The 13,278-nt window shown below is 42.7% G+C and carries 12 protein-coding genes, 1 pseudogene and 1 riboswitch; all 13 genes and pseudogenes read right to left on the reverse strand.

The genetic code is table 11. The annotated features are described in order from the left end of the window. Positions 1-3: 3 nt before the first annotated feature. Positions 4-660, reverse strand: a complete 657-nt coding sequence (locus tag AB5Y61_RS08665) for a CBS domain-containing protein (protein ID WP_368403862.1) — start codon at positions 658-660, stop codon at positions 4-6. A 175-nt stretch (positions 661-835) separates the two neighbouring features. Further along, a complete protein-coding gene (locus tag AB5Y61_RS08670; RefSeq protein ID WP_003008277.1) occupies positions 836-1,546 on the reverse strand; it encodes an ABC transporter ATP-binding protein in 711 nt (236 codons plus the stop codon). Continuing rightward, positions 1,546-2,310, reverse strand: coding sequence for an ABC transporter ATP-binding protein (locus AB5Y61_RS08675; protein ID WP_003005595.1), 765 nt, complete (start codon positions 2,308-2,310; stop codon positions 1,546-1,548). The genes AB5Y61_RS08670 and AB5Y61_RS08675 overlap by 1 nt, the downstream gene beginning before the upstream one ends. Then, positions 2,310-3,257, reverse strand: coding sequence for a branched-chain amino acid ABC transporter permease (locus AB5Y61_RS08680; protein ID WP_003008278.1), 948 nt, complete (start codon positions 3,255-3,257; stop codon positions 2,310-2,312). Before AB5Y61_RS08680 ends, AB5Y61_RS08675 begins: the two co-directional genes overlap by 1 nt. Positions 3,258-3,260: 3 nt before the next feature. Continuing rightward, a complete protein-coding gene (locus tag AB5Y61_RS08685; RefSeq protein ID WP_368403863.1) occupies positions 3,261-4,130 on the reverse strand; it encodes a branched-chain amino acid ABC transporter permease in 870 nt (289 codons plus the stop codon). 81 nt (positions 4,131-4,211) lie between these two features. Further along, positions 4,212-5,369: an ABC transporter substrate-binding protein gene (locus AB5Y61_RS08690; RefSeq protein ID WP_347112404.1), complete on the reverse strand. Its 1,158-nt coding sequence runs from the start codon at positions 5,367-5,369 to the stop codon at positions 4,212-4,214. Positions 5,370-5,477: 108 nt separating this feature from the next. Next, the gene (locus tag AB5Y61_RS08695; protein ID WP_368403864.1) at positions 5,478-5,756 is read right to left on the reverse strand and encodes a DUF2129 domain-containing protein; all 279 of its coding nucleotides are present in this window, start codon (positions 5,754-5,756) and stop codon (positions 5,478-5,480) included. A 278-nt stretch (positions 5,757-6,034) separates the two neighbouring features. Continuing rightward, positions 6,035-6,625, reverse strand: a complete 591-nt coding sequence (locus AB5Y61_RS08700; RefSeq protein ID WP_070662483.1) for an ATP-dependent Clp protease proteolytic subunit — start codon at positions 6,623-6,625, stop codon at positions 6,035-6,037. Positions 6,626-6,753: 128 nt separating this feature from the next. Then, entirely contained in the window at positions 6,754-7,383 is a 630-nt protein-coding gene (upp, locus tag AB5Y61_RS08705; protein WP_003005574.1) for a uracil phosphoribosyltransferase, read from the reverse strand. Positions 7,384-7,602: 219 nt separating this feature from the next. Continuing rightward, entirely contained in the window at positions 7,603-10,263 is a 2,661-nt protein-coding gene (gene mgtA / locus AB5Y61_RS08710) for a magnesium-translocating P-type ATPase (protein WP_368403865.1), read from the reverse strand. 208 nt (positions 10,264-10,471) lie between these two features. Beyond that, positions 10,472-10,629: riboswitch (M-box (ykoK) riboswitch) on the reverse strand. 35 nt (positions 10,630-10,664) lie between these two features. Next, positions 10,665-11,828, reverse strand: a complete 1,164-nt coding sequence (locus tag AB5Y61_RS08715; RefSeq protein WP_368403866.1) for a MalY/PatB family protein — start codon at positions 11,826-11,828, stop codon at positions 10,665-10,667. A gap of 1 nt (position 11,829) precedes the next feature. Next, positions 11,830-12,927, reverse strand: coding sequence for a cystathionine gamma-synthase (locus AB5Y61_RS08720; protein WP_003005364.1), 1,098 nt, complete (start codon positions 12,925-12,927; stop codon positions 11,830-11,832). 139 nt (positions 12,928-13,066) lie between these two features. Beyond that, a pseudogene (locus AB5Y61_RS08725) lies at positions 13,067-13,278 on the reverse strand (polysaccharide biosynthesis protein); the annotation flags it as partial.

Genomic DNA, 13,278 nt, shown 5'->3' on the forward strand with positions numbered 1-13,278 from the left:
TTATTAAATAGCTTTTGCGGTTGTTCGAATGATTTCATCGACTTTCAAACCGTTGGCTTCAAATTTAGTACGGATTCCTTCTAGATCCGTCACCCCATCAATTTGAACTTCGATGACGACACGATCGTCTTTGGTTGGGATATTGACTGTATTTGCGATGTTATACCCTTCTTCTACAATCAAGTGAATGATTTGTTCTAGAACGCCAACCTTATCTTCCGTCACAAAGCGTACACGGACTCCTTCTTCTCCATAACCGGATACTTCAAGGAAGGCACGGAAAATATCACGATCCGTGATGACACCGGATACCTGGTCATTGTCCACGACTGGAAGAATTCCCACCTTGTTCTTATACATGAGGTAGGTCGCATCTTCTAAGCTTGCAAATTTTGAGACGGTAATGACATCGCGAAGCATCACATCTTTGACCTTGGTTTTGTTCAAGAGATAGTTCATCTCAAAAATAGACAAGCTTGTTGCTTTAGATGGACTTGCTTCTGCAATCGTACCTTCTGTCACCAAACCAACCAATTTATCATTTTCAATGACTGGCAAACGGTGCAAACCTTGTTCGCGCATCAAATCTGCCGTATGGGCAATTGTAGTATCTGGACTAATGTAAACCACTTTACGTGTCATAAAATCTTTAACAGCCATAACAAGTTCTCCTATGCTTTTACTAGTTTTATTATACTTGATTTTAAGAATGATTTCAAACGCTTTCAGCAGTTTTCTCCTGTTTTCAAAATTTAGAAAAATCAAACAGGAAAAATGAAAAAGAAAGGTCTTCAGGACCTTTCTTTTGAACTTATTCAAACAAACTTTAAAAATCTTATCCACCAAGGTAGGCCTTGCGGACTTCTTCTGAGGCTAAGAGTTCTTTTCCTGTTCCGGAAAGAACGACTTTCCCTGTTTCCAAAACATAACCGCGGTCTGCGATGGCAAGGGCTTTGTTGGCATTTTGCTCAATCAAGAGAACGGTTGTTCCTTGTTTTTGGATATCTTGGATGATATCAAAGATTTCTTGGATAAAGATTGGAGCCAATCCCATAGAAGGTTCATCCAAAAGCAAGAGTTTTGGTGTTGACATGAGTGCACGACCCATTGCGAGCATTTGTTGTTCCCCGCCAGATAGAGTAGCGGCATCTTGGTTCTTCCGTTCTTCCAAACGTGGGAAACGTGAGAAGACTTTCTTCAAGTTGGCTTGATTTTCTTCTCGATCTTTCTTCAAGAAAGCTCCCATTTCCAAGTTTTCCATAACGGTCAATCCTGGAAAGACGTGGCGGCCTTCTGGAACTTGAGAGAGTCCTGCTGCTACAATCTTTTGAGCCGGAACCTTTTGAATCTCCTGCCCCAAGAACTCAATTTTCCCAGCACTTGGACGTACCAAGCCTGAAATGGTACGAAGAATAGAGGTTTTCCCAGCACCGTTAGCACCAATCAAGGAAACAACTTCCCCTTCATTGACTTCGAAACTGACATCACGGACAGCCTGGATCATGCCATAGTGTACAGAAAGATTTTCAACTTTTAACATAGACATTAGGCTTCACCTCCTAGATATGCTTCGATTACGCGTTTGTTGGTCTTGATTTCGTCTGGCGTACCATGGGCAATCAAGCGACCATATTCCAATACATAAATCCGTTCGGTTACTTCCATGACCAAGCTCATATCGTGTTCGATCAGCATGATCGTAATATTGAATTCTTTTTGAATACGACGGATCAATTGGGTCAATTCTGCTGTTTCTTGAGGGTTCATCCCTGCAGCAGGTTCATCCAAGAAGAGGATCTTTGGCTCTGTAGCAAGGGCACGAACGATCTCCAAGTGACGTTGTTGTCCGTAAGCTAAATTTTTGGCCAAGGTATCTGCTTCTTTTTCCAAACCAAAAATGGCTAACAATTCAAGAGCTTTTGCTTTCAAAGCTTCTTCATTCTTGTAATAGCTTGGCAAGCGGAAAAGACTGGCAAAGACATGTGGTTTGTGGTGATTGGCAAAGGCAATCAAGACATTGTCCAAAACGCTCAAGTCTTTAAAGAGACGAATATTTTGGAAAGTCCGTCCCAGACCACCTGCAGCAATTTTATAAGGTGCTTTACCATTTAGTAGCTGACCATCTAAGGTAATGGTCCCTTCACTTGGTTCATATACCCCTGTTAGGAGGTTGAAGAGGGTTGTTTTACCGGCACCATTGGGTCCGATCAAACCAACCAATTCCCCTTCATTGAGTTCCATGGTCACATCCCCAACGGCTGTCAAACCACCAAAGTTTTTTGTTAAATTTTTTACTTCAAGAAGTGCCATTAGTTAGCCTCCTTTTTTGAGAGTAGTTTTTTCAAGCTGAATTCCCATGTTCCAAGAAGACCACCTGGACGGAAGATCATCACGAGAATCAAAGCTAATGAGTAAATGATCATACGTACACTTGAGAAGTCTTGAAGCACCATGTTCAAGATACCCAAGACGATGGCTGCCACAACTGTTCCTGACATTGATCCCAAACCACCAAACACGACAATGATCAAGACATTAATGGTATTGGTGAAAGAGTAATCTTTAGGAACAACAGAGCCGATAAAGCCGGCTTGGAGAGATCCAGCAATCGCCGCTGTGATCGCACCAAATACAAAGGCAATGACTTTGACTTTGGTCGTGTTGATCCCAACAGATTCTGCTGCGATTTCATCTTCACGAACAGAAAGGGTAGAGCGTCCAATTGGACTGCGTAAGAAGTTAATCGTAAAGATCGTTGTAATGACAACAAAGAGGTAAACCAATTGCCAAGTTGTAAAGGCTGGCAAACCAAGGATCCCAGCAGCACCATTTGTTAGAGTACCACCATTAACGATCAAGATCCGGATGATTTCAGAAACCCCAAGTGTCGCAATCGCGAGGTAGTCCCCTTTCAAACGAAGGGTTGGAACCCCAACGATCAAGGCAACGACACCAGCAATCAACGCACCTAAAACCATCGCACCAAAGAAAGCCCCGTAGGTTGGTGATTTGGAACCGAGAATAGCTGCAGAGTAGGCACCAATCGCCATAAATCCGGCATGCCCGAGTGAGAATTGACCTGAGAAACCAACAATGAGGTTCAAGCCAACTGCAAGGATAATATTAATTCCGATTTGTTCTAAAATTTGGATATAGAAGAGGTTGAGCACACCCGCTGCAACCAAGACTTGGATCAAGGCAAAACCTGCGACCAAAAGACCAAGCCAGACTAAATTCACTTTTAAATTTTGTTTCATGGCTTACACCTTCTCTTTCACATTTTTACCGAGGATACCTGCTGGACGGATGAGCAAGATCACAATCAAGATGGCATACACAATGGCATCACGGAAGTCTGAAAGACCGATCGCTGTAGCGAAGGTTTCCAACAAACCGATAACAAATCCACCTAGGGCTGCACCTGGAATAATTCCGATTCCTCCAAGAACGGCTGCGACAAAGGCTTTGATCCCTGGTGTCATCCCCATCAAAGGCTCGATAGCATTGTAATACAAACCGATCAGGACACCACCCGCACCTGCCAAGGCTGATCCCAAAGCAAAGGTAAAGCTAATTGTCCGATTGACATTAATCCCCATTAATTGAGCGGCATCACTATCCACAGATACGGCCCGCATGGCTTTCCCCATCTTAGTCTTTTGAATGATAAATTGAAGAATGACCATCAAGAAAATAGACACTCCCAAGATCATTAACTGAATGTTGGAGATGGAAATCGGACCGAAGTTGTAACGAACCGTTTTAATGACTTGAGGGAAGGAACGGGTATTGGCTCCTACAAAGAAGACCATCCCATATTCGAGCAAGAAGGAGACACCAATAGCTGTGATCAAGGCTGCAATCCGAGTCGAATGACGAAGCGGACGATAAGCCAGGTATTCAATCACAACCCCTAAAATAGCTGTTCCAACCATCGCTAGGAGTAAAGCGACAAAGAAGTTCACTTTCAATGAGTTTAATAAGAAATATCCCATAAAGGCACCTACCATGTAGATATCCCCATGGGCAAAGTTGATCAATTTGATAATTCCATACACCATGGTATAACCAAGGGCCAAGAGCGCATAGACACTTCCCAAGATTAGACCGTTCACTAATTGCTGGAGCATTTGAACCATCCTTTCTAACAATAAAGAGCGAGGCCAGGAATTTTTATTCTCCCAGCCTCTTGTACAAACAACAAATGATAATTATGGTTTAACAGACTCAACAGATTTGACTTTACCATCTTTCAAGCCAATCATAAGAGCTGATTTAACCGGGTTGTGGTTCTTGTCGATTGACATTGTACCAGTCACACCTTCCATGTCTTTCAACTTCGCAAGGTTGTCTTTCAATTCGACAGAGTTCTTAGCACCTTTAGATGCTTCTGCAACCATGTAAACTGAGTCATAAGCCAAAGCTGCGAACATTGAAGGTTCTTCATTGTATTTCGCTTTGTATGCTTCTACGAATTTCTTGGCTTTATCAGTCATTTCACCTTCAGTAGAGAATCCAGCTACGTAGTAGATATCTGTAGCTGCAGCAGGTGTTGCTTGTTCAACGAACTTCGCATCGCTAAATCCATCACCACCAATGATTGGTTGTTTGATTCCCATACCACGCGCTTGGTTTACGATCTTACCAGTTTCAGTGTAGTAACCTGGAAGAACAATCGCATCGAAGTCTTTATCTTTGATTTTTGTAAGAGCAGCTTGGAAGTCTGTATCCTTAGATTGGAACGTTTCTGTTGCTACGATTTCACCTTTATAAGATTTCTTGAAGGCTTCAGCAATCCCTTTAGCATAGTCAGATGAGTTATCGTAGTAAAGAACGACTTTCTTCGCTTTCAAGTTATCAGTTGTGTATTTAGCAATGATTTGTCCTTGGAAGCTATCGATGAAGGTAGCACGGAAGAGGTAATCTTGACCTTTTGTCAAATCATCTTGAGTTGCTGATGGTGTTACCAATGGAACACCTGCTTTACCAGCATTGGCAACGGCTGCTGCAGTAGCACCAGAAGTTGCAGGTCCTACAAGAGCGTTTACTTTTGATTGAGTGACAAGGTTTGTAGTGACTGTTGCTGCTTCAGCTGTTTCAGACTTGTTATCTTTGTCTGTGACAACGATCTTCTTACCGTCAGCTCCACCCTTAGCGTTGATTTCATCAACGGCCAATTGAGCACCTTTTTGTTCAGCACTACCGTAGGCTGCTACTTCACCAGTTTTTTCAAAGTTAAAACCGACTTTTAGTTCTTTACCGATTTCGTTACCAGTTGTGTTTGAACCTGAAGTAGAAACTTCACCACAAGCCGCAAGAAGAGCGACACTTGCAATGGTTAAAAATGAAAGAGCAAATTTTTTCTTCATTTGTAATGATCTCCTTAAATGAATCTTAAATTAAATACATTAAGAATATACCGAATTATCTGACAATTGTCAATAAAAAAAGCGCAATCCATCAAATGATTGCGTTTTCTAAGCTTCTGTGACCACAGATGGGGTCTCCAATCGTTGTAAACTCCCCACAAAATCCGTATCTAAATCTTTGAGATGGCAAGGCAAGACCTTTTTGACATAACGTTCTTTCTTTAAGTCTTCCATCACTTGATCGGCCTTGTCGCTGTCCACATACAATTGGACATAACGGCATTTCTTAGAATGGTACAAGACATCTCCGACAGATTGTAATTTTTTCCCATCTCGATTGTAATACAATTTAACAATCAAGCCTGTTCTTTCTTGTTTCTCAAACATGGTTAATCCCTTTCTCGTTCTGTTACTAGTATATCAAATTTCAAGAAAAAGAACTACTCTTTTATGAGAGCAAAAAAAGAGAGTGGGACAGAAATCGGTAATTCGTTAGAATTCGATTTCGTCGTCCCACCTCCGCACAGTTGAGTAGGGCTGTAAAAGCTGATGAAATCAGCGTAGTAGAGCCCACTCAACCACTGCGTTTTGCTCGACAATCCAAAAATAATTGAGAGGCTAGGACTTTTGTCCCAGCCTCTTGACGGGCCTTCCCACAGGATGGTTTAGCCCAATTTATTATTGGCCATGATTTCATCAATAAAGCCATATTCAAGTGTTTCTTGTGCGCTCATCCAATTGTCACGCTCCGCATCAGCATGCACTTTTTCGATCGGTTGACCTGAATTTTCCGCAAGGATTTTTTCCAAGTTATTCCGTGTTTTGAGCAAGTGTTCTGCTGCGATCGCCATATCGGTTTGTTGGGTACCACCACCAGTACCACCCATTGGTTGGTGAATCATGTACTCAGCATTTGGCAACATGAAGCGTTTGCCCTTCGCACCGCTTGAAGCAATGATAGTTCCCATAGATGCCGCCATCCCCATGACAATGGTTTGGACATCTGACTTGATAAAGTTCATAGTATCTACAATGGCGAGACCTGCAGAGACAGAGCCCCCTGGTGTATTGATATACATATAGATATCTTTTGTATTATCTTGGGCATCCAAGAAGAGCAATTGAGCGATAATGGAGTTAGCCATTTGGTCCTCAACTGGTCCTGTTACCATGATAATTCGATCTTTCAACAGACGGGAATAAATATCGTAAGAACGTTCTCCACGACTGGTTTGTTCAATAACTACTGGAATCATCTATTCTTCTCCTTTAGTATCCATTCATTCTCACGATTCGTGAGGTTCAAAGTATATGTGCTATTATAAACCAATGGTCAAAAAAGGTCAAATCTTAAGCACCTTTCGGACGAATCATGAATGGCTTCTTATTTGGTACCGAATAAACGGTCACCTGCATCTCCAAGACCAGGAACAATGTAGCCATGTTCATTCAAATGATCATCGAGGGCTGCTGTAAAGATATCAACATCTGGGTGAGCTTCTTGAAGAGCTTTCACTCCTTCTGGCGCTGATACTAGGCAGACAAATTTGATATGGCTAGCGCCACGTTTTTTCAAGGAATCAATCGCTAGAATAGCGGATCCACCCGTAGCAAGCATCGGGTCTACTACAAAGATGCGACGTTGATCGATATCTTCTGGCAATTTCACCAAGTATTCAACTGGTTTCAAGGTTTCTTCATCACGGTACATCCCGATATGGCCAACTTTAGCAGCTGGTACCAAACTCAAGAGACCATCAACCATCCCAATCCCTGCACGAAGAATTGGGACAATAGCCAACTTCTTCCCTGCGATTTGCTTTTGAACGGTTTTAGTAATAGGAGTTTCAATTTCAACATCTTCAAGAGGCAATTCACGCAACACTTCGTAGCCCATCAACATAGCAATTTCATCTACCAATTCACGAAAGGCCTTCGTAGAGGTATCCGTGCGGCGGAGAATAGACAATTTGTGTTGAATCAGTGGATGTGTAATAACTTCTAATTTTCCCATTTTGAGATCCTTCTTTCTAAGCTGTTTTTATTCAAAAAAGAGCTATGATAAAAGTGGAGTCAAGCTCTACTCTTTCTTTCAGTCCCTCTTTGATACTCACAGCACATGGAAATCTTCATTTCCAACTTTACATTCTTCTTATTATACCAAATTTTACAAAAAAAAGAGAGCCCTTACACTTAATTTTTTAAGTTCGGACTCACTCTTTCTATCAATCAATTACAACCATTCTTTGTATTTCTTAATATAGATACGTTTGACAACCGTCACACTCAGCATATAGAGGACGATAATCGCAAACAATAGAACAAAGTACAATCCATTTAGTTGGCTCAACTTCAAGATAGAAGCCAAAGGACTATATGGAAGGGAGGTTACAAAGAAGGCTGCTGCTAGAGTCGTCACCACGACTGAGAAGGCTGGACGACTTTGGATAAATGGCAGTTTTGGTGAACGCAACATATGGATAACCATGGTTTGAGACCACATGGATTCGATAAACCATCCAGTTTGGAACACCATGATAAAGGCTGCTGCATCTGCTGCTCCATGGTTGTAGCCATGACCTAAAATCATAGGAACAACAAGGAAGTAAAGAAGCATGTAGGTAATAATATCAAATACAGATGAAATGGGACCAATCCAGGCCATAAAGCGCATGATAGAGTTTGCTTCCCAGATACGAGGTTTCTTGAGGAATTCCTTGTCGACATTGTCAAAAGGAAGGGCGATACAAGAAAGATCATAGATAAGATTGAGCACAATCAAATGAACGGGAGCCATTGGAAGGAAAGGCAAAAAGATGCTGGCGAAGAGCAGAGAGAAAATGTTCCCGAAGTTAGAAGAGACCGTCATCTTGATGTACTTGGTCATATTGGCATAGACCTTGCGACCTTCAACCAAACCTTTTTCAAGGACCATCAAGTCCTTATCCAGAAGGATGACATCTGCCGTTTCCTTGGCGATATCCACAGCGGTATCCACGGAGATCCCAACGTCTGAGACCTTCATGGATGGAGCATCGTTGATCCCATCTCCCATGTAACCCACCTTGTGGCCATTGTTCTTGAGGCAGAGGATGATCCGCGCTTTTTGATCGGGTGATAATTTGGCAAAGACCGTTGTTGTTTCCACAACTTGTGCTAACTCTTGGTCAGTCATCGTATCGATTTCGCTTCCCAAAAGAATCCGCTCTACATCTAGTCCTACTTTTTCACAGACAGCTTGGGTGACCTTTTCATTGTCCCCAGTTAAGATCTTGGTGGTTACCCCATACTCTGCAAGAGCTTTGATTGCTGGAGCTGCAGAAGGTTTTGGTGGATCAAGAAAGGCAAGGTAACCGGTTAGGATCATGTCTCGTTCATCTTCAACACTAAAGATGTCATTTTCGTCCAAGTCGGTTTTGTAGCTGACGCCCAAAACACGAAGACCTTGTTCATTTAACTGAGCAACTTCAGCGAGGACCTCTTGACGGACTTCATCTGTCAGGCGTTTAATCTCCCCCTTGTACTCAACATAAGTCGATACAGAAAGCATTTCTTCCAAGGCACCCTTGGTCACCATGCTGACCACACCGTCTTCATCTTTGACAATGACACTCATGCGACGACGTTCAAAATCAAAGGGCAATTCATCAATCTTATGGAAGGTTTGATCCAGATCGCGAACGATTTCATGTTTCTTGGCTTCTTTCTGGGTCCGATTGATAATCGCTCGGTCCATCAAATTTTTTAGCCCGGTTTGGAAATAGGAATTCAAGTAAGCCCGACGAAGAACTGATAGATCCAATTCGCCATGGATATCAAGCGGATACTCCAAAAGGATTTCATCTTGGGTCAAGGTACCTGTCTTATCTGTACACAAAATATCAATAGCCCCAAGGTCTTGAATGGCATTGAGTTTTTTGATAACGACTTTTTCCTTGGCCATGATGATGGAGCCCTTAGCAAGACTCGCTGTAATAATCATCGGCAGCATTTCTGGAGTCAAACCAACCCCAACGCTGAGAGCAAAGACACCCGCTTCTAACCAGTCACCATCTGTGAGACCATTGATCACAAAGACAACGGGCACCATCACTAACATGAGCCGAATCAAGAGCCAAGAGATGGTATTCATTTCTCTCTCAAATGAGGTTGGTTCGTCATAGGTGTTGATGGTTTGCTCAATAGCGCCCATCATGGTTTCATCCCCCACGACCAAGACCAAGGCTGTCGCCCGTCCGGAGATGACATTGGTCCCCATAAAGGCCAAACTTTCACTTTCCAAGAGACTATCTAGATTTTGACTGTCAGCTTTTCTGAGACAAACCTTTTCAACAGCATCACTTTCCCCTGTGAGGCCAGATTGTTGGACAAAGAAGTCACGGGAATCAATCAAGACCACATCTGCTGGAATCATATCGCCGGCACTTAGTTTGATCACATCTCCTACGACGATTTCATCGATCGGAATTTCTTGTTCTGATCCATCACGCAGAACGGTCGCTGTATTGACAATCATACGTGATAAGTTGCTAGCTGCTTTGTCGCTCCGCAATTCTTGAATGAAGCGGATACCACCAGAGATCAAGACCAAGGTCACAATGATGATGGAGGTCGTTGGATCCTGTTCACCTGGTTTTGCTAGCCAGACATTGGTGATGAAGGAAACCAGCGCAATGACCAACAAAATCACTGTAAAAGGATTGATGATCGATTCGTAGATCTTTTTGATCATGGAATCTTCTTGACCTTTTGTGATGACATTTTCGCCATAGGCATCGCGGTTTTCTTCTACTTGATCGTCAACCAAACCAAGGGCACTGGTTTTGTAGTTGGCAAAGGTGCTTTCAAGTGGTTCTTGAAGAGCGGCAATGAGTCTTTCTTTATTTGTTTGCATTGGTATCTCCTTTTTCAATCAGGAGCCAATCACTTTTGGAGTCCCTACGACACAAATCAGCGATTGGCTGGTTCGGTGCGGTTCGGGATGATCGTCGATTTGTATCATAGCTCTCTCCTTTCTCTTTTCTTGGTAAGGCATCAAAAAGAGTCCTACCCTCGATCGGTAGGACTCATGAAACTCGTCATTTATTTTTCAATCAAAACTCAAAAAAAAACTGACCGTCCAAGCTTTAGCTCCACAAGGCAATGAAATGAGCTTAGTCTTGACCTTTGCGATCAGGACTGTTGACCAACGAGTAGTGTCTCCACTGCTTTGCGGTAGTCATCCGTATCCTTGTGGTAGCCTCACCTACCGTATTTCGAGTTTATTGTACTCCTTCACTTACAGAAAGTCAACACTTATTTGTGAAAAGTTTCCACCAAGCGTTTGGTAATTTCTTCAATCAGGGTGAAGGGAGCTGCCACATTGAGGCGGGCATGCAAATTTCCTTCTTTTCCAAAATCTATTCCACGGTTCAAAATCAATTTGGCTTGGTCATGAATTTTAGCATGCAGCTCATCATCGCTATAAGGATAGGCTGAAAAGTCCAACCAAAGAAGATAGGTTCCTTGGGGTTTCATGACACGGATTTTGGTCTTTTCATGCAATTCATCAACCACATAGTCAATGTGTTTTTCAAAGACTTGCTTGAGCTCCGTCAACCAAGGTTTACCATGGCGATAGGCTGCTTCTGTAGCAATATAGCCCAAGCCTGAGATTTCATGTTGGTTATTAGCCAATTGCCGTTGTTTAAAAGCCGTACGAAGCTTTGGATTTTCAATGACCACATAGGAATTTTTTGTTCCTGCAATATTGAAAGTCTTGGTTGCACTGGTTAAGATCAAGCTGAAATCTTTAAAGCTTGGATCAACCGTGTTAAAGCTGGTATGACGGTGGCCAAACAAGGCCAAATCTTGGTGGATCTCATCTGAAACGAGAAGGACACCATGTTTTTGACAGAGGTGGCCGATTTTTTCCAAGACTTCACGATCCCATACACGGCCTCCAGGATTGTGCGGATTACACAAAACATAGAGTTTCACCTCTTGCTCCACAATGTCTTTTTCCAGCTGATCAAAATCAATTTGGAAAAGACCATCCTTTTCAACTAATGAATTTTCGATCAATTTTCGACGATTGAGCTTGACACTTCGGGCAAATGGAGGATAGACCGGCGTATTGATTAAGACAGCATCTCCTTCCTTGGTGAAGGTTTGAATAGCTGTTGAAATGGCTGGAACAACACCTTCGATAAAGACGACAGCTTCCTTATCAAAGGAATAGCCATGCTCTTCTTTTTCCCAATCAAGGATAGACTGGTAGAGGCTATCCGATGCATAGGTGTAGCCATAGACCATTTGGTCTGCATAGCCGATAACTGCTTCTCGTACTTCTGGAATGACATTAAAATCCATGTCCGCGATCCAAGCCGGGATGATTTCTGGATCTGTCTCTGTTTCTTTCCACTTGTAGGTATGGTGGGTCAAGCGATTCGGTAAAGTCGTGAAATCATATTTGGTCATCTTAAGCCTCCAATGCTTGTTTCAAATCTTCAATCAAATCATCCGCATCTTCGATTCCGATGGACAACCGAAGAAGATCATCTGTCAAACCGTATGAATGGCGAACTTCTGCAGGAATGTCCGCATGAGTCTGAGTGGTAGGATAAGTGATCAAGCTTTCAACTCCGCCAAGGCTTTCTGCAAAGGTAAAGACTTGAAGGGAATTCAACAAGTTAGGAATTTTTTTCTCATCTTGAATTTTAAAGGAGACCATTCCACCTTTTCCAGTGTAGAGGACTTCTTTGACCTGAGGGGAGGTTTTCAAAAACTCGACCACCTTGCGAGCGTTCTCTGTGGAGCGCTCCATCCGAATAGAAAGCGTCTTGAGACCACGGATCAGCAGATAGCTGTCAAACGGGGAAAGAACAGCACCTGTCGTGTTCAAATTGTAAAAGAGTTTGTCATACAAGTCTGCATCGTTTGTCACGACAACACCAGCCAAGACATCGTTGTGACCAGCCAGGTACTTGGTTGCTGAATGTAGGACAATATCTGCTCCCTCTTCAATCGGACGTTGATAGATTGGGCTATAGAAAGTATTGTCCACCACGACTTTGGCACCTTTTGCATGGGCCAATTTGGCTAAATGAGCAATATCAAATTCCAACATCAATGGATTGGTTGGTGTTTCAATATAGAGGACATCCACCGGATCATGATCTAAATGGTGGATCAGTTCTTCTTCTGTATTGGCATAGGTGAAAGAGAAACGACCTTCTTGCTCTTGTTGGTTAAACCAGCGGAAAGAACCGCCATAAAGGTCACGAACGGCTAAGACTTTTGAACCAACAGGGAAAATGCTAAAAGCAAGCACAATGGCTGACATTCCAGAGCTTGTCGCCAAAGCATAGTCTGCACTTTCGATAGCTGCCAAAGTCTTCTCCGCTGTTGCGCGTGTTGGATTTTTCGTACGGGTATAGTCAAAACCTGTAGACTGACCAAATTCTGGGTGTTGGTAAGTCGTAGAGAAATGCAAAGGAGTCGTCAAAGCTCCCGTTGCTTTATCCGACTTGATTCCTGCCTGTGCCAAAATCGTATTGATATTGCGTTTTTTACTCATATTGCCCTCCGATAAACATTCAATCTAACTGCTTACTATTTTATCACTATTATGAGGAGAGCGGTTTTCCCATTTTCAAGACCTAGCTATAGTTTCAAACTATAAGAAAAGGCTGGGCACTTTTTACCCAACCTTTGATTTATTTAATCCGGAATTTTTGTCTGAGACGTGCAGCTTGACCTCCGATAAAGCGGTCAAAATACCGTAGCCATAATCCTAAGGCTCCATAAATAGCAACACCTAAGCCACCAATGACGATGATATAAATCATGCTCGATACGCGGCCATTTGGTGAGAAAATCCAGCCAAAAATCAAGCCTGCGATCAAAACTCCAAGTAGCATCACCACCG

Source organism: Streptococcus parasanguinis (assembly GCF_040908565.1).
Classification (GTDB): domain Bacteria; phylum Bacillota; class Bacilli; order Lactobacillales; family Streptococcaceae; genus Streptococcus; species Streptococcus parasanguinis_AC.